The sequence below is a fragment of the Paenibacillus sp. GM1FR genome (assembly GCF_002803315.1).
Lineage (GTDB): Bacteria > Bacillota > Bacilli > Paenibacillales > Paenibacillaceae > Paenibacillus > Paenibacillus amylolyticus.
The window spans coordinates 884,002-906,609 of the sequence record NZ_MKZL01000011.1; the positions used below are offsets into that span (position 1 = coordinate 884,002).

The following is a 22,608-nucleotide window of genomic DNA, read 5'->3' on the forward strand; positions in this document are numbered from 1 at the left end:
TGCCTTAATTTAGACAAAAAAAGTGCGAACCATAAGGTCCGCACTCCAAACCATTTAGAGAGATGCCTGTTGTCCATACCCCTCAGCGACAAGATCAAGTTCACCTGTAGCAGAATCGATAACCATGCCGTGGACGGGTACATTGGGAGGAAGTAAAGGATGCTTCTTGATCACTTCCACAGTATGTTTTACCCCTTCTTCGACGCTGTCAAACCCGCGCAACCATTTTTGCAAACGGATGCCAGAGTTCTCCAGAGTAGTCATGACTTCTTCCGATACGCCACGCTCAACCATATGTCCAATCATGGTCTCAGCGTGAAGGGAAGCCATACCACATTCCGTATGCCCCACTACCAGGACTTCATCTGCACCCAGTTCATAGATGGCGACAAGTACACTACGCATTACACTCCCGAAAGGCTGAGAGATAATTGCGCCTGCGTTTTTGATGATTTTCACATCACCGTTTTTCAGGTTCATGGCCTTGGGCAGCAATTCCACCAGACGTGTATCCATACAAGTGATGATAACCATCTTTCTGGTTGGAAACTTGCCAGCCGTATACTTTTCGTATTCTTTGGTCTCGACAAATGATTTGTTGTAAGCCAAAATCTCTTGAATGTTGTTCATGTCCATTGCCTCCTGTTATCCAATACGACGAGCACGGCCACTTGCATATGATGCAGCTTGTCCTACGCGCCTTTGCTTTAAATAGTATTTCACGGTCAGCAGATGGCATTACTCCAACCCTTTAGAGGTTGTTCAAAAAGTCCACTTTTGATTACAAATCATGCCTGAGGGCATCATCAGCATCGAAGTTGAACGCCATTTCTATCTTCTCGGTAATGAAAACCAGACTTTTTGAACACGTATCTTTAGGAGAACAATGCAATTTTCATCTGTTAAAAGTTGATTATACGCAATGCAAAAAGTATCATCAATAGGGTATAACATTTTTTTTGAAGAGGTGAACGATAACAATGGATAAACAAACACAGGAACATTTGGAATCCTTCCGTAATCTGGCTCGTAAAATTAAGAGCTATCATGAAGCCATTGGTTTGCTTCACTGGGATCTGCGCACAGGTGCGCCGAAAAAAGGTGTTCCGACTCGTTCGGAGACGCTGGGTATGTTGTCCACCGAAGCATTCAAGCTGCAAACCTCGGCTGAGATGAAGACTTACCTGGATGCATTAACGACTCCAGCAGTATTGGAACAGCTCGAAGATATAGATCGTCGTCTGGTTGAAGATTGCAAGAAAGAATATGATCGCAGTCAATCCGTACCACCTGAGAAAGTACAAGCTTATACCGTGCTAACAGCCAAGTCGGAAACGGCATGGGAAGATGCCAAGCATAACAGTGATTTTGCAGGATTCTCACCTTATCTCACAGATATCGTTAAGCTCAAACAGGAGTTTATTGATTATTGGGGTGTGAAGGATACACGTTATGATACGCTGCTTGATATGTATGAACCGGATCTGACGGTTGAGAAAGTGGACGCTGTGTTCACCCGCCTCAAAGCACGTTTGGTGCCTCTACAAGAGAAGATTAATGCTTCAGAAAACAAGCCAAATACAGAGTTCCTGAATCAGTTGTTTGACACCAAACAGCAGGAAAAATTCAGTCTGTTCATCCTGGAACAAATGGGCTATGACTTTGAAGCTGGACGATTGGACGAGAGTGTTCATCCTTTTGCAACGGGTCTTAACCCGGGTGATGTGCGTATCACAACACATTATCTGCAAGATGATGTAGCAAGCGCAGTCTTCAGTTCACTGCATGAGGGCGGACATGCCCTGTACGAGCAAAATATTGATGACAGTCTGGCGGGTACCCTTCTTGCCGAAGGAACGTCCATGGGGATTCATGAGTCCCAGTCCCGTCTTTGGGAAAACATGATTGGTCGCAGCCTGCCATTCTGGACACGTTATTACAAAGATTTGCAGCAGCATTTCCCGCAACTGAGCGAGGTTGAACTGGAAGATTTCTATCGTGCAATCAACCGGGTGGAGAGTTCACTCATTCGGATTGAAGCGGATGAACTGACCTATAACCTGCATATTATTATCCGGTATGAGATCGAGAAAATGTTATTCAACGATGGTCTGGAAGTGAAGGACCTGCCGGAGACCTGGAATGCAAAATACAAGGAATACCTCGGTATTATGCCAACGAATGATGGAGACGGCGTTCTTCAGGATGTTCACTGGTCCGGTGGTGACTTTGGTTACTTTGCTTCGTATTCTCTGGGTAATATGTATGCAGCTCAAATTCTACATACATTGCGCAAGGAAATGCCGGAATTTGATACCCTCATTGCCGAAGGAAATCTGATTCCAATTAAGGAATGGCTTACAGACAAGATCTACCAGTATGGTAGAAGTCGCACACCTTCCGAATTGATTGTTGCCGTAACGGGTGAAGAATTGAATCCGGATTATCTGGCCGATTATCTGGAAGCCAAATATGCCGAGATTTACAAGCTGTAGATATCCCATATATAACATATTAAATAACATTTCGAAGAGCTGAAGAGTCGGGCATCATTGCCCGGCTCTTTTTTGCATTTAAGTTCTTAACCTTTTGTTGGGCATCGGCATATCCATAATAGAGAGAAACTGCTGAAACCAGTGAAGGAGGGAAACAACATGAAATACACGCCATGGTTCGTCCGGGGCATCGTTATTCTGCTGATTATCATTGTGGCGCTCACCAGCTGTAATAAGGAAGAGAATGAAGCCAAGATTACGATTGGCGAAGTGACTCGTTCGGTATTTTACGCACCGGAGTATGTGGCTGTGGCTCAAGGTTTTTTTGAAGAGCAGGGACTTGAGGTGGATATTCAAACGACTGCTGGTGGTGACAAAACGATGGCGGCATTACTCGCAGGTTCAGTGGATATCGCACTGGTAGGGGCGGAGACGTCCATATATGTCTATCAGCAGGGAGCGGAAGATCCGGTCATTAACTTTGCCCAGCTCACCCAGACGGATGGTACATTTCTGTTCGCTCGTAACACAGAAGGTAGCTTCGATTGGGAGCAACTGAGGGATTCCACATTTCTCGGTCAACGCAAAGGCGGCATGCCGCAAATGGCAGGGGAGTTCGCACTGAGCAAACATGGCATTGATCCTCAAAGTGATCTGGAGCTGATTCAAAATGTGGACTTTGCCAACATTGCGTCTGCTTTCGCCTCAGGCACGGGAGATTATGTTCAACTGTTTGAACCCCAAGCATCCATCTTTGAACAAGAAGATCGGGGTAAGGTTGTTGCATCGTTTGGCACAGAAGGTGGTCTTCTGCCTTACACCGTCTTCATGACGAAGCAGAGTTATCTTAACGACAATAAGGATATCGTACAGAAGTTTACGAATGGCCTACACAAAGCGCAGGCATGGGTAGATTCCCATACGGCTGAAGAGATTGCCGAAGTTATTTCTCCTTTTTTCAAAGACATCGATCCAGCCATTTTGGTAAGCAGTGTGAACCGTTATAAGGAACAGGGCAGCTATGCAACGGATCCGATCATTGATGAGGAAGAGTGGAACAATCTGCTTGATGTCATGAGTGCCGCCGGAGAGTTGAAAGAACGTGTGGATTTGAATGCCATTGTGGATAATGCCTATGCGGAAGAGGTTACGAAATCAAAGTAATGGGGTATTCAGGAAAGGAAGTGAGCAGAATGCCTGAATCCGAAAGTGTGATCCGACTGGAGGGGATCTCTCAAGTATACGTCAGCGAGCGGGAAGCTTCCTTGGTGATTGAAGACTTGAGTCTGGAGATCCAAAAAGGAGAGTTCGTCAGTCTGGTTGGACCGAGTGGATGCGGTAAAACGACATTGTTGTCGATCATCGCCGGGCTGCTCACACCCACCCGAGGAGAGGTTAAGGTTAAAGGCAAACTCGTTGGCGGCCCCTCAGCACAGATTGGTTATATGCTTCAACAGGACTATCTGTTTCCATGGCGGAACATTCTGGATAATGCATTGATTGGTCTTGAACTGACAGGCAGACTGGATGAACGGAGCCGTGAGCGTGTACGGGAACTGCTGGTAAGTATGGGGTTGGCCGGAACGGAGAATCAGTACCCTTCAGAGCTTTCAGGAGGCATGAGACAGCGAGTAGCCCTGGTGCGCACGCTAGCAACCGACCCGGGGATTTTATTGTTGGATGAACCATTCTCAGCACTTGATTATCAAACCAAGCTGCAATTGGAGGATCTGGTCTCGGACACGTTAAAACAGTTTGGCAAAACATCCGTCCTCGTCACCCATGATTTGTCTGAAGCCATTGCGGTCAGTGACCGCGTCATTGTACTGGATCGCAATCCTGGGCGCATCCGTCGTGAATTTATCATTCCCGATGGAATTCGTAAATCTCAGCCGTTTCATGCCAGGGAGCAAGAAGGATTCAATGCGTTGTTTCAGGCGTTGTGGAGTGAACTGGATCAGTCCGGGGGAGGTGAGGAAGACGCGTGAATCCAATGAATCCGAAGCAGGAAAAGCGTGACGAATGGATGGGGCAGCTGCATCGGAATCATATTCAGCAGGTGGCCAGATGGCGACACCAAGTGCTTGCTGTACAGTTATCTATGCTAGTATGTATGTTTTTGCTATGGGAAGTGGCAGGCAGACTTCGCTGGATTGATGTACTGTTATTCAGTTATCCGAGTAAGGTTTTTGCCCAGATTGGCAAGGACATCGCTAGTGGCGAGTTGTGGGCACATGTTGGGGTAACCGTAGGGGAAACGGCAGTTGGTTTTTTACTGGGAACACTGGTGGGAACCTTACTTGCGGTTTTAATTTGGTGGTCTCCTTTTTTGTCCAAAGTGCTGGACCCCTATATGGTTGTATTCAACAGTATGCCAAAGGTAGCACTTGGCCCGATCTTTATTGTGATGTTCGGCGCGGGTTTTACAGCGATTGTTATGACCACATTGTCCATCACGGTCATTATCACGACACTGGTCGTGTATAACAGCTTCAATGAAGTCGATCCCAATTATATTAAAGTCATTCGTACGTTTGGTGGAGACCGTTCCGAGATTTTTACAAAAGTTGTATTACCTGCTTCTTTTCCAGCGATTGTATCCACCTTGAAAGTGAACGTTGGCATGGCTTGGGTGGGTGTAATTGTGGGTGAGTTTCTTGTCGCCAAACAAGGGCTCGGTTATCTCATTATCTACGGATTCCAGGTATTCAACTTCACACTTGTATTATCAAGTCTGTTAATTATTGCTGCAGTTGCAACAGCCATGTACCAACTTGTTGTCTATGCAGAACGCAAAATGCTGGCTGGCCGCAGGTGATTCGGAAGTGATTTACTCGTAATATGACCAGGTATGATATGTATACAATTTCACAAGGGGTGTCACGTTGCCCGATACCGTAAAATCAAGTACCATATTTAGTATGATTATTCCGCGCAGATCCGGAATGAATGCGATGATTGGAGAAGAGGGCCTTGAGGTTCTGTCGCAACGATCTAACTTGCCAGCGTCCCTCATTCGGGGCGTGTTGCTGTGACCGGCATGCATGCGCATGTCGGTTGATGTCGTCTAGTTTACATTTGGAAGAGACATACTAGTCATGATAAATGAATGAGGCGACGAGCTGGCTAAGAATTTTTTTGCAGCTTAGAGGAGATGGAATGTTAAATGGGTTTTAGGGTAATTAAAACTGCAATCGCCGCATTAATGGCTGTATTGATTGCAGACTGGTGTCGCTTGCCGGGACCAACATCAGCGGGATTGCTTGCCATTCTTGGCGTGGATGTAACGAGAAAACGAAGTATTCGCACCATATCAGCGCGGTTCTTTGCTTCCGTAGTTGGACTTTTATTTGCAAGTGTACTTTTTCACTTTCTAGGCTTCCATTATTGGGTGCTGGCAGTATACATATTGATCGCATTCCCGGCTATTGTCCGGGTAGGCTTCAAAGAAGGTATTGTTACAGGTTCTGTTGTGGTGTTTCGGGTGTTCGGCGGCGGGGAGATGGACGTGCATGTCGTCCTCGTACAAATTGCTTTGCTGTTAATTGGTCTTGGTTCCGCAATGGCGGTTAACCTGGCCTATATGCCGGCAGCAGATCCACAGATGCTGCGCATTCGCAAACGAATCGATGAACTCTTCTCGAAGATTTTTAAGGAATTTGCAGCCACGCTGCGTAATCCCAATGAAGCGTGGGCGGGGAGAGAGCTGATTGAAGCAGATAAAGCGATTCTGGGCGGTATTGATGCTGCCAAGCGTTCTTTGGAGAATCAGGTAATTCATCCGAATGAGGAATGGAGTGTCTACTTCTATATGCGCAAAACGCAGCTGGATTCCATCCAACACATGATGCATCTGGTGTCCCAGATCTATCAGAAGATGCCACATGCGGAAATGGTATCGGAGCTGTTCGATCAGCTTAGTCAGGATGTACTTACTGAATCTTACACCGGACGAACTGAAAAACTTCTTGCGGATGTGCAAGAAGAATTCAAACGTATGGAGCTGCCGGATACAAGGGAAGAATTCGAGATTCGTTCTGCAATTCTCCAGCTGTGCCGTGAACTCGCGCTGTATCTGAAAGTCGCGAAGAAGGACAAAGCGCCGTCCCCAATCTCGGACCGGTCCCAATCTACAAACGAATAATAGAAAATAGTTGTCACCCTAGACGAATGCCCTGCATACACTTGTAGTGAATGATTGTATGGAGGAGGTTTAAAGATGTCATTGAGTCATAAACATCAATGTAGAGAGATTATCACGAAGGCGATCTGCGGCAAAGGTCGTAAGTTCTCTACCGTAACACATACCGTGACTCCGCCAAATGGTCCGACAAGTATTTTGGGGGCTTGGATTATCAACCACCAATATGAAGCCGTATCAGCGGGTGACGGAATTGAAGTTATTGGTACTTACGATATCAACATTTGGTATTCCTATGACAAGAATTCGCAGACGGATGTAGCCAAAGAAACGGTGTCGTATGTAGAACATGTGCCTTTGTCCTATCTGGACCCGAAACACCGGACTTCCACAGTAGAGGTATCTGCGGATGCAACGCAGGAACCTAGCTGTGTGGAAGCCACAGTATCAGCAGGTGGAAGCAGTGTAATTATCCGAGTAGAACGGGAATTCGCTGTGGAACTCGTTGCCGAGACTAAAGTTTGTGTGAAGGTCTGCACAGATGGTTGCGGTGATTACGAAGACAAGGACTATGACTTTGGCAGTGCCGATGGAGATTATGACGATCTCGATCCCGATCTGCTCGACGATGAGCTGTGAGTTTGACGCCTGTATTTGATAACCTAAGGTATCATATGCGCCAGAAGGCGCGGTGAAGAGGGCGTAAGCCCTCTTTCTTCTTAAATATTGAAAAATGGGTGGTAACGAGCCTCGCAATGTGCCTGGAATACCTTTCACGGGAAGGCTCCGCATTGCGGGGTTATTTTTATTTTTGGTTGCATGATCCGGGAGGGGGGACGTAATGAATGTGATGGAACAAGCGGAGGAAGCGCTGCGCCGATATGAAAGGATGACATCTGGAGAACGTGCAGAACGGTTGAAACAGGCAGGCATTGAAGTATTGTCACTGCACGATCGGCGCAAACGTGAACCAGGCTTGCGTGTACGCTATGACGTAGAGATAAGCTGTCTGCAGGCGATCCGGATCAAACGCAAGGATACTAGTGGCATGGGAGGGGCACAGGAAACTCTGTTGGAGCGTGAAGCGAGTTCAACCTTGTTCAAGCGCATAGAACGACTTGCGATCAAAACGCTGTATACGCTAGGGCTGGATCATGGAGCTGTTCGAATGGAATCCTCAGGGAATGGCGGCTGTGCAGTGATTTCGATCGACCCGTGTCCCTGGAAAGGGGTGACCAACCTTGCTGCTACCTATAGGGAAAGCTGGAAGCAGCATCAGGAACTGCTGGATGAGGAACTGAGTCACAGACCCATTCCAATACTCGGCATGGACCCGGAGTTTCTTCTGGTGCAGATGCCGGAATCCAAAATCGTACCCGCCTCCAGATTTCTTGAACGTACAGGAATGGCAGGCTGTGATTCCGTGACGATTGGTGGACGGCGCATATATCCGGTTGCCGAATTGCGGCCTGCTCCCAGCTCCGAACCACGAGAACTGCTGGCTCATCTGATGAGGGCATTCGCAGCTGCTTCCCGCAGCATTAGTGATCACTCGCTCATCTGGCAGGCAGGAGGGATGCCACAACGGGGGTTACCTTTGGGTGGTCATATTCATTTTAGCGGGGTGAATCTTACCGGGGAACTGCTTCGTGCACTGGACAATTATCTGGCATTGCCACTGGCATTTCTGCAAGACCCCCGTGGATCGGGAAGACGACCCCGTTATGGAGCACTTGGTGATTTTCGTCTGAAATCCTATGGTGGGTTTGAGTATCGTACGTTACCCAGCTTTCTTGTGTCGCCCCTTGTTGCAAAAGGTGTTGTGGCCTTGGCAGGTTTGATCGCGAGCGGGTATACTCAATTACGGCAGCGTCCGTTGGTGAAAGCTGAGGTTCATGCCGCTTTTTATGAGGGAAAGCGCGAAGTGATTAAGGAACACATCCCAGCACTCGTAGATGATCTGAAGAGGTTGGATGGATATGCACGTTATGAAAGATATGCGTCTCCGTTAATCCTTCAATTAAAACTGGGAAGAACTTGGGATGAGAGCCGCGATATTCGCAAACTCTGGAATATTCGGGCAGGTTCATGAAGTACGGACGTTTTTTTGATATAATAAGAAACAAGTCTTTTATGAGTAATAAGCTACTACGGAAGATATGGAGCAGCAACCCTTGAAGGAAGTGGCGATTAGCCAACACATAAGGCGGAGGCGCAAACACAGTGCCTGACCGTCTTATTGTCCTTCCAGGACGCGTTTCTTCCTGACATTATAGGAACGGGATGGAGGATATTCATCATGGCTCAGTATACGCCAATGATTCAACAATATTTGCAAGTGAAGGCCGAAGCACAAGATGCTTTTCTATTTTTTAGACTGGGTGACTTCTATGAATTGTTCTTCGAGGATGCGATTAATGCTTCCCGTGAACTTGAGATCACGCTGACCGCACGCAACGGAGGCACGGATGACAAAATTCCGATGTGCGGTGTACCTTATCATTCGGCTGACAATTACATACAGCGTCTGATTGAAAAAGGATATAAAGTTGCAATTTGTGAGCAGATGGAAGATGCAAGTGTAACCAAAGGCATGGTACGACGTGAAATTGTACGTGTGGTTACACCGGGAACGGTAATGGAAGGCAAGACACTCGGTGACAAGTCCAACAACTACATGGTGTGTCTTACAGGTAATCAAAATACGCTGGCGCTCGCGGCCTGTGATCTGTCAACGGGTGAGTTGTATGTGACATCCGTACCCTATTCCAAGGAATGGCTCAAGGATGAAATCGGCATCTACGAACCATCGGAGCTGGTGGGGGATGTAGCGCTGCTTGAAATGGTAGAAGCCGAGGCGTCTCCAATCGGTCGCCCGGTGGTCTACACGTCGTGGACAAAAAATAAGGAAGATCTGGTCCGTCAGCAGTTTGGCGAGGCTGTCTGGGCAAGATTAGAGCCTGAACGTCAAGCGTGCATTGCACGTCTTTTCTCCTATCTGAGTGAGACACAGAAACGTTCTCTGGGGCAGTTAACTCAAATCTCAACGTATGAGCCCGATCATTACATGATCTTGGACCCGTTTACCCGCCGGAACCTGGAATTGGTGGAAACTGTGCGTGAACGCTCCAAAAAAGGTTCATTACTCTGGTTGCTTGATCGGACCGAGACGTCCATGGGTGCGAGAATGCTGCGTCGTTGGGTCGATAAGCCATTGTTGCAAAAAGGGAAGATCAATGAGCGTCTGGAAGCTGTGGATACGCTATACAACCAGTTTATATTGCGTGAAGACCTGCGGGCAGAACTCAAAGACATCTACGATCTGGAGCGTCTGGTAGGTCGGATCGCGTTTGGTAATGCCAATGGTCGTGACCTGAATGCGCTCAAGTCATCGCTGGAGAAAATTCCAGGACTTCGTCAACATTGCGCAGGATCATCTTCCGCAACATTGCAGCATATTGCCGAAACGATGGATGATTGCAATGATCTGCGTGAAGCCATCGGGCATGCCATTGTGGACGAGCCGCCGGTATCGGTAAGGGACGGAGGTCTGATTCGTGAAGGGTACCATGAACGTCTGGATGAATTGCGTGAGGCTTCAGTTAACGGGAAACAGTGGATTGCGGAGCTGGAAGCGCGAGAGCGTGAGGCGACAGGCATTCGATCGCTGAAGATTGGATATAACAAAGTGTTTGGTTATTATATCGAGATCACCAAGTCCAATCTGTCCGCGTTGCCAGAGGGACGTTATGAACGTAAACAGACACTTGCCAATGCAGAACGATATATTACGCCGGAGTTGAAGGAAAAAGAGACGTTGATTCTCGAAGCTCAGGACAAAATGGTTGATATTGAGTATGGACTGTTCGCAGAGCTACGCGAGCGGCTGAACAAAGAGATCGCAAGATTGCAGAAGCTGGCCGAACAGGTAGCCGAAATTGATGTGTATCAATCTTTTGCGGTGATTAGCGCTGAGCGTAACTTTGTACGGCCTACGCTGACCGACGGTTATGATCTGGTTGTGGAAGAAGGACGCCATCCGGTCGTTGAGGCGGTCATGCGAGATGGCGCATTTATTGCCAATCACACCGCAATGACCAAGGAAGAGGCACGTATTCTGCTGATTACTGGACCAAATATGGCTGGTAAGAGTACGTATATGCGACAGGTCGCTTTAATCTCCATTTTGGCGCAAGTAGGTTGTTTTGTACCTGCGGGTCAGGCGGAAGTGCCGATCATGGATCGTATTTTCACACGGATTGGTGCCGCGGATGATCTCATTGGTGGACAAAGCACATTCATGGTGGAGATGGCCGACATTCAGGTCATGACGGACAAAGCCACACCACGCAGTCTGATTATTATCGATGAATTGGGACGTGGGACATCGACCAGCGAAGGTATGGCGATTGCTCAGTCTGTTATTGAATATGTACATGATATTATCGGCTGTAAAGCTCTTGTATCAACTCATTTCCATGAACTTGCTCATCTGGAGGAGAGTCTGGACAAGCTGGCCAACTACTCGATGGCGGTACAGGAGAGTGGTGACAAAGTTAATTTCCTGCGCAAATTGATTGCCGGGGCAGCCAGCAGCAGTTATGGTATCTATTGTGCACGCCTTGCAGGTCTGCCTGATAGCATTATTGAGCGGGCGAATGGACTATTGCATGGGTTCGAACATGCGGCCGCGCAAGTAGCTGTGGGCAGTGAATATATCGGAAACGAGAAGCAGGAAGAAGGCTTGAAATTAAAAGGTGGAGAATTCCAGCACACGGATTCAGCACCATTGATCCGGGAACACGAGATTGTGGAGAGTGCAGAGTACACACCTTCTATTGAAGATTCGGTTGGGAAGCAACATGCTAAGAACTCAAACAGCAAAGGACAGTCCAGCGCAAACCATTCGGATGTGGTTCAACTGTCCATCTTTGGAGATGATGAGCCGAATGTGGCAACGAAACCGGATGTAGTTGCGGTGGATAAACCAGCGCGAGAATTCATCCGTACGATGAAAGATATCGATGTCATGAATATGACGCCTCTTCAGGCGATGCAGATATTGAATGATCTCAAATTGAAGGCACAGCAATTATCCTGAGTATAAGGGAGGGGAAAACCTGTGGCGAAAATACATGTGCTTGATGAACATATTGCCAACCAGATCGCGGCGGGTGAAGTGGTCGAACGGCCTGCTTCAGTTGTCAAAGAGTTGCTCGAAAACTCGGTGGATGCAGGCGCCACCAAGATTGAAGTGACGGTGGAAGAGGGCGGACTCCTCAGTATTCGTGTCAAAGACAATGGTACAGGTATTGAGCCAGAGGACATGGAAACCGCCTTTTATCGTCATGCGACCAGTAAAATAGCCCATGGCCGAGATCTGTTCCAGATCACAAGTCTTGGATTCCGCGGAGAAGCCTTGGCGAGTATTGCCGCCGTGTCCAAGGTAGAGGTATTATCCGCAAGTGATAATGACGGGCGAGGACGCCGCATCGTGATTGAAGGCGGTAACCTTGTCTCTCATGAAGATGCAACCTCACCCCAAGGTACAGATTTTGCAGTGAGAGAACTATTTTACAATACACCAGCCAGACTCAAATATATGAAAACGATCCAGACGGAACTGGGACATATATCAGATGTCCTATACCGGATGGCGATGTCTCATCCAAACATTTCGTTCCGACTGCGCCATAATGAGAATGTGTTGCTTCAGACGTTGGGCAACGGCGATCTGCTGCAAGTGGTTGCAGCGATCTATGGGACAAGTGCAGCGAAAGCGATGCTTCCCATCCAGGGTGAAAGTCTGGATTACCGGGTGAGCGGGCTGATCAGCCTGCCAGAATGGACACGAGCGAATCGTAATGGTATGTCAACGATTGTTAATGGGAGATTTGTTCGCAATTACGGTCTCAATCAGGCGATTCTCAAAGCCTACCATACCTTGCTGCCCATCAATCGCTTCCCACTTGTCGTGGTGCAGTTGGAGATGCACCCCTCTCTTGTGGATGTGAATGTGCATCCGGCCAAGTTGGAGGTTCGCTTTAGCAAGGAACCAGAACTGTATGAATTCATAGAGACGACGTTGCGGGGTATACTCAGGCAGGAGGTACTGATTCCACAGGTCAAAAAACAGCAGATTCGACGTGGGGACGATAGTTCCTTTATCCAGGAACAATTCCTCTTTCCACGTGGTCCGCTGAAAGATGCATCTGATGCAGAAGGATATGGGCAACAAGGGCCACTTGGGAAACCTACTGTTGCACCTCTGAAGTTAACTGCAGAAGATGATGATCTGGATTTGGATGCTCCGGCGGATGTGTCTACAGCACAGTTGGTATCTGAACAGGGTCACTCAGTGCCGTTGCCCGAAGCTCCACCTGAGGTTACACAGCCCCCGGAGCAGTTAGAAAGTTGGAACGGGGATATTTTGCAGAAGATTGCTAGTCATGGCGAGGGGCAGACATCCGCTAACGTGCAAGAAGGCACTAAGGATGTAAGTACAAGTTCAAATACAAGTTCTACCGAAACTGTTCCCAAATCTGACCTCTCTTCTCAAGATGGTGGGGATCGTGGAGCAACAGAAAAACCTTTGGCTGAAGGTAAACCAGCTACGTATCGCTCCGAATCCGTAAATTCACCGGTTAGGGAAGCTCGGTCAACCTACAACCCGTCTTCGATTGCAAGAGGGGAACGGACGTGGAAAAACTCAGGTCTGCCTGATGCCACTAAACTTGCTGCTGCCATTAAATCAGATGCATCCATGCCTGAATTTCCGGAGCTGAGTCTGATCGGACAGCATCATGGTACGTATTTGATTGCGCAAAATGACCAAGGTTTATATTTGATTGATCAGCATGCCGCTCATGAACGCGTGAATTATGAGTACTATTACGAGAAATTTGGTAACCCTGCCCAGGCCTCACAAGAGTTACTGCTGCCTATTACGCTCGAATTTACACCTTCGGAGACGGAAAAGCTGAAAACAAGGCTGGCCTGGTTCGAACAGGCGGGGGTATATTTGGAGCATTTCGGTGGACAGACGTTCCGTGTGCGCTCCCACCCGTTCTGGTTCCCCAAAGGGGACGAGAAAGACATTATCGAAGAAATGTCCGAATGGGTTCTTAGTGAACGCAGCATAGATGTAGCCAAGATGCGAGAAGCTGCATCCATTATGTGCTCCTGCAAGGCGTCCATCAAAGCAAACCAAAAGTTGACCGATCAGGAAGCAGAGATGCTAATTCAGCGTCTGGGTTCATGTCGTCAGCCCTACACTTGTCCACATGGGCGGCCGATTGTGGTTTCATTTTCAACATATGATCTGGAAAAATTGTTCAAACGTGTTATGTAGCTATTTAGGAGGAATCTATGTATATTACAACCGGTGAAAAGGAAGCGGCTTTACTTGTGGAGCGGGCCCGAAACCTTGCTGAAACAACAGGGGGTACTTACGTGCGCCGTAATAAAATGTCTCTGCCGATGATGATTGAACACTATGAGGCGGAGGAGGTTCTGGTTGTACTCCAGGGTAAAGCGCGTCTATTTCGGAAGGATTCACCGTTGCTGGAGTTCCACCCCAGCATGGGATTTGTTCGTGCCAAACGTATATTGCGAGGAGAACCTGATCCACTGCTGGAGGCGGGGGCGGTGAATGAAGGGGATACCATCATCGATTGTACAGCCGGACTGGGCACGGATGCACTGGTGTTCTCGGTTGCAGTGGGCAAAAGTGGACGGGTGATTGCATGTGAGAGCTCTCTTCCGCTATATACACTATTAGTGGAGGGGATGTCTCAATATGAGACGATCAAGCCAGCGGTAAATGAAGCTTTCCGGCGTATTGAGCTGCATCATGCGAATCATCTCGATTTGCTTCGATCGTTGCCAGATCAAAGCTGTGACACCGTATATTTTGACCCCATGTTTCGTGAGCCAATGATGGATTCAAGTGCTATACAGCCCTTGCGAGATTATGCAAATGCTCACGCGCTGGATGAACAGAGCATTATGGAAGCAAAACGGGTTGCCCGTAAACGGGTAGTCATGAAAGAAAAGCGCGGCAGCGCGGAGTTTGACAGGCTCGGATTCGAAATACTTGATCGGGCGAATGCAAAAACCCTGTACGGAGTGATTAATGTTGAAAGTGGAAGTTAAACCAAAACCTAAACTGCTTGTGTTGGTTGGACCAACAGCAGTAGGCAAAACAAGAATGAGCATCGAGCTTGCCCAAGCTTTCAATTGTGAGATTATCTCAGGAGATTCGATGCAGGTATATCGAGAAATGGATATCGGAACTGCCAAGATTACCTCTGAAGAAATGAAGGGTGTACCCCATCATCTCATTGATATCCATGAACCGGAATATCCGTATTCTGTGGCCGAGTTTCAGGAGAGTTGTACACGATTGATTAGTGAAATCCATGAACGCGGTAAAATGCCTTTTATTGTTGGTGGCACCGGTCTGTATGTGGAATCGGTATGTTACGGCTTCCAATTCTCGGATAGCGGTTCAGATGAAGCATTCAGAGAGGAACAATTCAGCTATGCTGAGCTAAATGGAGCACAGGCCCTTCATGATCGATTGAGGGAAGTTGACCCCGTTAGTGCGGATCGTTTGCATCCGAATGACCAGCGGCGAATTGTACGTGCGCTTGAGATCCATCACCTCACAGGCGAGAAGTGGTCTGATCAGCTGGCAGTACAGAAGAAAGAATCGCCTTATGACCTTCTTATTGTTGGTTTGACAATGGATCGGCAGAAGTTGTACGCCCGGGTAGAAGAGCGGATTGATCTGATGATCGAACAAGGTCTGGTGGATGAAGTGAAGTCCCTGTTGGGACGTGGAGTGGCCAGAGGTCATATTTCCATGCAAGGGTTGGGATATAAGGAGATTGCAGCGTTTCTGCAAGGGGAAGTGAGTTGGGAAGCTGCGGTTGAGTGGTTGAAGAGGGATACGCGTCGGTTTGCCAAACGGCAGCTTTCTTGGTTCCGCCATATGAAGGATATTGAATGGGTGGACATGACGGATACCCAGGATTTTGAAGGGAAATACAAGCAGATAAGTGAATTGATTACACAAAAATTTGATTGATTTAAGCGATTGTTAGTATTCTTCTGACAGGCATCGATTAGATCAAGATATGTAAACCTCTACCTTCTGGTCATCAAAAGGATAGAGGTTTTTATTTATCACTAGAAAAGATGGTAGAGATTAAACATTCGCTAAACAACGAATAAATGTGCCTTAAAATGAAGATTTTGTCCCTCTTTTGCAAAACAGACAAGCGGTGTATAATGGATAAGTCTTCTATTTGTTCACCTCGCTAAGAATGGGGGTAAAATAGCAGACAAGGGGTTTTTGTGGATTATATGAAACTGTTCATGATATAATAGCACGAAAGCTACTCAGCGATATTGAATATTACTTGAACACGAATTCAAATGAACCAATGGGGGTACGGCTAATGAACAAGTCCATCAACATCCAAGATACGTTCTTGAACCAACTGCGGAAAGAAAATATTCCTGCTACGGTCTATCTGACCAACGGCTTCCAAATCCGCGGGACGATCAAGGCATTTGACAATTTTACGATCGTCATTGACAGCGACGGACGCCAGCAAATGGTCTACAAGCATGCCATCTCCACGTTCACGCCGCAACGCAGCGTATCGCTGATGCAGCAAGATAACAGCGGCGAAGCTTAAAAAAATTACGAAACCTTTTCACCAACCATTTCGTCTACAAGTATAGGTATTGAAACAGAGCAACCTGAATAAAGGGTTGTTCTTTTCATTCCGGGCAAAATATGTTTAATATATGCCTGAGCCTACAGACGATTAGAAATTATGCAACCGAAAGGGAGTCAGGAGGTAACATGCCAAACGATCCGTTGTCGAGGTCTAACAATCGCAACAACAATAACAAGTCACCCAAAAAAGCGAAGCCAAAGACCTCTAAAAAGAAAAAAATTACGGGTAAACGCGTTGGATGGACACTGTTTTTCACAATGGCAATCGCCATATTCTGTGCACTTGGCGGATATTTATTTATTATGGTGAGTGGCGAAAATCTGCTCAAAGCTAACAAAGACAAAACCACAATTAATGAAACTTCAAAAGTATATGATCGCAATGGCCAATTAATGGGGGAACTATCCATTCAGAAGCTGGAACCTGTCAAAGAAGATGATATTCCTGAGCTTGTGAAGCAAGCCTTTGTTGCAACGGAGGATAAGCGATTCTACGATCATCAGGGCGTGGATATTTGGTCCATTGGGCGTGCGGCGGTTAAGGATGTCATGGCTCGTTCCATGGTGGAAGGTGGTAGTACACTAACCCAACAGCTTGCCAAGAACATGTTCTTGTCCCGTGACAAGACGTTCTTCCGTAAAGCAACGGAAGTATCGATTGCCATGGCATTAGAGCGCAAGTACACAAAAGACGAAATCCTGACGATGTATCTGAACCGGATTTTCTTCGGTCATCAGCGTTACGGGATTAAAGCAGCATCTGAATTTTATTTTGGCAAAAAAAATCTGAATGATCTGGATTTGTGGGAAATTGCCACACTCGCCGCGATGCCCAAGGGGCCTTCTGCCTACAATCCGGTGAGCAATCCGAATGATTCCAAGGCACGTCGTGGTGTTGTTCTCCAGCTAATGTATGAACAAGGCTACATCACGAAGGAAGAGATGGATAAAGCTAAAGAGGTAGATTATAACTACAAGCGACCAGAGAAAGACAAGAAGTATCAAGGTTTTATCGATTATGTGCTCCGTGAAGCTGAACGAGTAACAGGTAAAACGGAAGATGATCTGAATATCGGCGGGTACAAAATCTATACAACTATGGATGCTCAGGCTCAAACAGCCATGGAAACTGCCTTCACAGATGATAATCTGTTCGAGGCAAGTAAAGACGATCAACAGGTTCAAGGCTCCATGGTTATTATGAACCATGAGAATGGCAGTCTCGTTGCCCTCTTGGGTGGACGGGATTATCAGACTAAAGGTTATAGCCGTGTAACGCAGAGTCGAAGACAACCAGGTTCAGCTTTTAAACCGATTGTGTCTTATGCACCGGCGCTTGAATCAGGAAATTACAGTGCCAACTCGTCGCTGAGTAATGCGAAGCAATGCTTTGGTAACTACTGTCCTGGTAACTTGCATGGATATTCTTCAACGATCAGTATGACGGATGCAATTACGAAGTCGGAAAATATCCCTGCGGTTTGGCTGCTTGATAAAATAGGTGTTAACACAGGCATTAATTTTGCCAAGAGTGTAGGCATACAGCTGACAGATGAAGACAAAAACTTGGCGATTGCCCTCGGTGGTCTAAGTAAAGGTACAAATACACTGGAAATGGCGCAAGCCTATAGTGCATTTGCCAACCTCGGAGAATACCGACAAGCCTATGCGATTAAAGAAATCAAGGATAGCGCAGGCAAAACCACTTATAAACATGATAACTCGGACACAACGCGTGTCATGAGTGAGCAAAATGCGTATCAGCTTACACAGATGCTGCAGAACGTCGTTAATGACGGTACGGGACGTTCAGCACGTCTGGATCGTCCGGTAGCGGGTAAAACAGGAACAGTTCAAAGTGGTATCTCTGGCAACAGTGCCAACCGTGATGTATGGTTTGTTGGATACACCCCGGAATGGACTGCCGCAGTCTGGATGGGCTATGACAATCCGGATGCCAATCATATGCTTAAGAACAGCAGTAAGCTGTCGGCAGCTTTCTTTGCCAAAGTCATGGGAGATGCTTTAAAAGGCGTTCCAGTGAAGCAATTCAAAGCACCAGCTGGAGGGCAGGCACCTCCGCCAGTAGAAGTACCAGAAAAGCCGGCTCTGTCCGTTAGTGGGCTGAGTGGATCATACGATCCAAATGCACAAACCGTCTCCCTGAGTTGGACTGGAACGGGTGACGCGAGTACGCAATATCGAATTTATCGGAAAGAAACATCTGAAGCCCAGTTCACTCATCTCATTGATGCAATAGGAGCGACCAATGCACAAGATTTAAGTGCGTTGCCTGGTCTAACCTATGAGTACTATGTGACAGCTTACGACTTGGCATCAGGACTTGAGACGGATCCTTCCAACACCATCTCCTTGATGATTGAAGCGCAGGAAGTGCCGCCGGAAGAACCTGATCCTGGTATAGATCCTGGAACAGAGATAGATCCTGAGCAGCCGGGTACGGAGAATCCGGACAATGGTACACCGGATAATGGCAACTCGAACGGTAATAACGGTAATGGAAATGAAAATGGCAACAACGGAAATGGTAATGGTAATAACGGAAACAATGGCAACGGTGGTAATAACGGCGGAAACGGTCAACCTGGGGAAGGAAATACGACCCCACCTGGTCAGGGCACAACAGATCCTGGCGGAAATGGTGAAGGTTCCGATGATGGGGGCGTAACAACGCCAGGCGAAGTTGTAACTCCGGACAGCGGAACAAGTGGGGATACTGGAGGGACAGATGCACCTGCAGATTCCCAAGCTGGAACCGGCGGCTAAGCCAATGAATCACTAAATAGCTACATTATAGCTACATTGAAAAAACTGCTTCCCGGGAAACCGGTGAAGCAGTTTTTTTGTGTTATACAGAACCAACTGTAATGGAAGCCGATTTGATGAATAGGTGTGACAAAGCTTGATTTTGAGTGTAAACCTTAAATATGGTAAGCTGTAACTATTCGTAATACGTTGTGCAAGGGCGGGCCCAGAGCGCTGGAATCCATCAGGCGGACGTTATTACATTGTTCACCAATAACATCAGAGCAGGTCACGGACCTGTAGTCGGCAAAGAGGGGTTCGTATGAAACGGAAATTCGGGGATCGCGCGAACTGGCGCCGGATTACGAACCGACAATTCACATGCCGGTTCGTTCAATCCAAAATTTTCACAGGTTATATTACGTTGTACACCATACAGGATTTGAAAGAACCTCTGTGGAAAACTTATGGAGGCAGTACCTTCTGTATCGCAGATAAAGGTTATTCCTGGCTGCAATACTATCCGAAGGGAGAACACTTTGTAGTTACAGCGATGTTTGACGATCAGGAACGGATTGTAGAGTGGTACATTGATACATGTCGTAGTCAGGGGATAACCGATCAGGGTGTTCCTTGGTTTGATGACCTGTATCTGGATGTCGTTGTACTGAAAGATGGGGAAGTATTTTTGCTGGATGAAGATGAGCTTGAAGATGCACTGTCACGAAAACATATTACAACGGGTGATTATGACTTGGCTAACAAGACGGCAAAGGAACTGCTGCATGCCATTGATGCACATGTATTCCCATACTTTCAGTTATCACTGAAACATAGGCCGAGTTTGTTTGAGAACGGAGAGTTTCGAAAAAACATTCAGATTTGAGTCATCTACTTATCCGTAGAATTCTTCATGATCCTTCTAATATTGGAGCACCTGATAGAATACATTAATAATCAGGAGAGTTCAGCCCGATAAAATAGAGGTGATGGCGAATGAACGGACGGGTCATGGCTGCAGGAGAGCAACCAGGAGGCAGACCATCCAGACAAATTAATATTGTGTTGCGTAACCAGGAACCTCAGATGTTGGTCAAAGATGAAGCAGCGGCAGTACAGGCAGCCAAGAGTATAACCAAACATGCGCACTTCCAGGAGATACAGGGTGAATTGGAGCAACTGGTTGGACTTGAAAATATCAAAGACTTGGTGTTTGAGATCTATGCTTTCCTACAGATTGCTCAGATGCGTACCGAAGCAGGCTTACTTAGTGGTGCGCACGTGTATCATATGATCTTCAAAGGCAATCCGGGTACCGGTAAGACCACTGTAGCGAGGATCGTTGCCAAACTCTTTCAGAAGATGGGGGTGTTAAGTAAAGGTCATCTTATTGAAGTAGAGCGTGCGGATCTGGTTGGAGAATATATCGGTCACACGGCTCAGAAAACAAGAGATCTGGTTAAGAAGGCTCTCGGTGGGATATTGTTCATTGACGAAGCTTACAGTTTGGCCCGTGGGGGAGAGAAGGATTTTGGCAAGGAAGCTATTGATACGCTTGTTAAGTCCATGGAAGATAACAAAAATCAGTTTATACTGATTCTTGCCGGGTATTCGGAAGAAATTGATTTTTTTCTCCAGACCAATCCCGGATTACCTTCCCGCTTTCCCATTCAAGTGGAGTTTCCAGACTATAGCATTGATCAGTTGATTCAAATCTCTGAGATTATGGCCAAAGAGCGTGATTATATTCTAATGCCTCAGACCATACTCAAGCTAAAGCAACATTTGCTTCAGGAAAAAAATGATTCGCTGCATGCGTTCAGTAACGCCAGATACGTTCGTAATGCCATTGAGCGTTCGATCAGGCATCAGGCGGTTCGTTTGTTGGAACAATACTCGGAAGGCAGTCCAGGAAAACTGGAGCTGATGACAATCCGTACAGAGGATTTGAACTTTGAGCGAAAGTAAGCGATAATATAGTTTTTACACCAGCCGGCCGGGCCAACCGGTTCGGCTTAAGGCATGCCATGGCATATTTGTGGCAATGTATATCAACGGATTAATTTAGTAATTAGAGGGAGTGAACATATACATGACAAATGGCACGCATGATACAGATATGGTCAAAAAAGATCGCGCCGTCTTGGTGAGTCTTGTTACGGATGATGTAAAACGTACAGGTATCAACCCTGAGTACTCTTTAGAGGAACTGGTGAAACTTGCCGAGACAGCTGGAGTGGAAGTGCTAAGTGTACTTTCTCAGAACAGGGAAAAACGTGATACCAAATGGTTCATTGGTAAAGGTAAGGTGGAAGAACTCCGTGCAATCGCGGAGGAGCTCGGAGCAACTACGGCTATTTTTGATCAGGAATTGTCAGGTGCACAGGTTCGTAATCTGGAAGAAACCCTCGATCTCAAAATTATTGACCGTACCCAACTGATTTTGGACATCTTTGCACAACGTGCCAACACTAGAGAAGGTATTATTCAAGTGGAATTGGCTCAACATAGTTACTTGCTGCCACGTTTGTCGGGTCATGGCAAGAACCTGTCCAGACTCGGGGGCGGAATCGGAACAAGAGGCCCAGGTGAAAGCAAGCTGGAGACAGACCGCCGTCACATTCGTGGTCGCATCGATGATCTGAAGCGTCATCTGGAAGAATTGACTCGTCATCGCAAATTGCATCGTGAACGCCGTAAAAAAACAGGTATTGTCCAGGTAGCCCTTGTTGGTTATACCAATGCTGGTAAATCAACCTTGCTTAAGCAGTTGACGGCTGCAGATGTGTATATTCAAGATCAGCTATTCGCTACATTGGACCCTACATCACGTACGATGGAACTTCCGAGTGGAAAAGAAATCGTACTTACCGACACGGTTGGATTTATTCAAAATCTACCGCATGATCTGATTGCAGCATTCCGTGCAACGCTGGAGGAAGTGAATGAAGCAGACCTGATCCTGCATGTTGTGGACGCCTCATCAGCTATGCGTGAAGATCAGATGCGGACGGTTAATACAATTCTGCAAGAACTTGGTTCAGGGGACAAGCCGCAGTTAGTCCTATATAACAAAAAAGATGCGTGCACACCAGAGCAGCTTGAGATGCTTCCATTGGATAAAGACCATATTAAAGTAAGCGCATTAGACTCGGAGGATCTGCTTAAAATCCGTGAATTCATTCAGACAGAGCTGACAGGTGATACGAAGCGCTTCCGTATTCCGGCAGAACGTGGTGATCTTACGTCGGTACTCTATAAAATTGGTGATGTAGTGGATACCAGCTTTGAAGAGAATGATGTGATTTATGAAGTTGAATTGCAAAAAGGTGAATATGAGAAATTTGGTTATATGCTTGAAGAATTCATTGAATTGTAATATTCATGACATATTGATGTGATAAGTTACACGATAATGGATATTCGACGTCAGATTCGTGCTATGAAGGGAATGA

Annotated in this window: 17 protein-coding genes; 16 read left to right on the plus strand and 1 reads right to left on the minus strand. The window is 46.9% G+C overall.

All coding sequences use genetic code 11. The features are described 5' to 3' along the window. Positions 1–54 precede the first annotated feature (54 nt). A complete protein-coding gene (locus tag PAEAM_RS09705; protein ID WP_100527356.1) occupies positions 55–630 on the minus strand; it encodes a beta-class carbonic anhydrase in 576 nt (191 codons plus the stop codon). 350 nt (positions 631–980) lie between these two features. Here PAEAM_RS09705 and PAEAM_RS09710 point away from each other — a divergent pair, with 350 nt between their 5' ends. The 16 genes from PAEAM_RS09710 (at position 981) to hflX (ending at position 22,532) form a co-directional block, all read left to right on the plus strand. After that, positions 981–2,495, plus strand: coding sequence for a carboxypeptidase M32 (locus PAEAM_RS09710; RefSeq protein ID WP_100527357.1), 1,515 nt, complete (start codon positions 981–983; stop codon positions 2,493–2,495). Positions 2,496–2,654: 159 nt separating this feature from the next. After that, positions 2,655–3,659, plus strand: a complete 1,005-nt coding sequence (locus PAEAM_RS09715) for an ABC transporter substrate-binding protein (RefSeq protein WP_100527358.1) — start codon at positions 2,655–2,657, stop codon at positions 3,657–3,659. Positions 3,660–3,688: 29 nt separating this feature from the next. After that, positions 3,689–4,483: an ABC transporter ATP-binding protein gene (locus tag PAEAM_RS09720; RefSeq protein WP_100527359.1), complete on the plus strand. Its 795-nt coding sequence runs from the start codon at positions 3,689–3,691 to the stop codon at positions 4,481–4,483. 38 nt (positions 4,484–4,521) lie between these two features. Then, the gene (locus PAEAM_RS09725; RefSeq protein WP_370511416.1) at positions 4,522–5,313 is read left to right on the plus strand and encodes an ABC transporter permease; all 792 of its coding nucleotides are present in this window, start codon (positions 4,522–4,524) and stop codon (positions 5,311–5,313) included. A 348-nt stretch (positions 5,314–5,661) separates the two neighbouring features. Then, entirely contained in the window at positions 5,662–6,639 is a 978-nt protein-coding gene (locus tag PAEAM_RS09730; protein WP_036613548.1) for an aromatic acid exporter family protein, read from the plus strand. Positions 6,640–6,714: 75 nt separating this feature from the next. Continuing rightward, on the plus strand, positions 6,715–7,275 hold the full coding sequence (locus PAEAM_RS09735; protein ID WP_017687912.1) for an outer spore coat protein CotE: 561 nt from the start codon (positions 6,715–6,717) through the stop codon (positions 7,273–7,275). A gap of 202 nt (positions 7,276–7,477) precedes the next feature. Beyond that, positions 7,478–8,728 carry a putative amidoligase domain-containing protein gene (locus PAEAM_RS09740; RefSeq protein WP_243391291.1) on the plus strand — a complete coding sequence of 417 codons (1,251 nt, stop codon included), beginning with the start codon at positions 7,478–7,480 and terminating at the stop codon, positions 8,726–8,728. A gap of 207 nt (positions 8,729–8,935) precedes the next feature. After that, positions 8,936–11,737, plus strand: coding sequence for a DNA mismatch repair protein MutS (mutS, locus tag PAEAM_RS09745; protein WP_100527360.1), 2,802 nt, complete (start codon positions 8,936–8,938; stop codon positions 11,735–11,737). A 21-nt stretch (positions 11,738–11,758) separates the two neighbouring features. After that, on the plus strand, positions 11,759–13,987 hold the full coding sequence (gene mutL, locus PAEAM_RS09750; RefSeq protein WP_100527361.1) for a DNA mismatch repair endonuclease MutL: 2,229 nt from the start codon (positions 11,759–11,761) through the stop codon (positions 13,985–13,987). Positions 13,988–14,004: 17 nt separating this feature from the next. Beyond that, positions 14,005–14,790 (plus strand): class I SAM-dependent methyltransferase, encoded by a 786-nt coding sequence (locus tag PAEAM_RS09755; RefSeq protein WP_100527362.1) that lies wholly within the window; start codon positions 14,005–14,007, stop codon positions 14,788–14,790. Then, positions 14,771–15,727 carry a tRNA (adenosine(37)-N6)-dimethylallyltransferase MiaA gene (miaA, locus tag PAEAM_RS09760; RefSeq protein ID WP_243391292.1) on the plus strand — a complete coding sequence of 319 codons (957 nt, stop codon included), beginning with the start codon at positions 14,771–14,773 and terminating at the stop codon, positions 15,725–15,727. The genes PAEAM_RS09755 and miaA overlap by 20 nt, the downstream gene beginning before the upstream one ends. 373 nt (positions 15,728–16,100) lie before the next feature. Continuing rightward, positions 16,101–16,343 carry an RNA chaperone Hfq gene (gene hfq / locus PAEAM_RS09765; RefSeq protein WP_017687918.1) on the plus strand — a complete coding sequence of 81 codons (243 nt, stop codon included), beginning with the start codon at positions 16,101–16,103 and terminating at the stop codon, positions 16,341–16,343. A gap of 170 nt (positions 16,344–16,513) precedes the next feature. After that, on the plus strand, positions 16,514–19,174 hold the full coding sequence (locus tag PAEAM_RS09770; RefSeq protein ID WP_100527363.1) for a PBP1A family penicillin-binding protein: 2,661 nt from the start codon (positions 16,514–16,516) through the stop codon (positions 19,172–19,174). 301 nt (positions 19,175–19,475) lie between these two features. Continuing rightward, entirely contained in the window at positions 19,476–20,039 is a 564-nt protein-coding gene (locus tag PAEAM_RS09775) for a ribonuclease FAU-1 family protein (RefSeq protein ID WP_036672757.1), read from the plus strand. 110 nt (positions 20,040–20,149) lie between these two features. Next, a complete protein-coding gene (locus tag PAEAM_RS09780) occupies positions 20,150–21,121 on the plus strand; it encodes an AAA family ATPase (protein WP_062834999.1) in 972 nt (323 codons plus the stop codon). A 124-nt stretch (positions 21,122–21,245) separates the two neighbouring features. Continuing rightward, positions 21,246–22,532 (plus strand): GTPase HflX, encoded by a 1,287-nt coding sequence (gene hflX / locus PAEAM_RS09785; RefSeq protein WP_076317601.1) that lies wholly within the window; start codon positions 21,246–21,248, stop codon positions 22,530–22,532. Positions 22,533–22,608 lie beyond the last annotated feature (76 nt).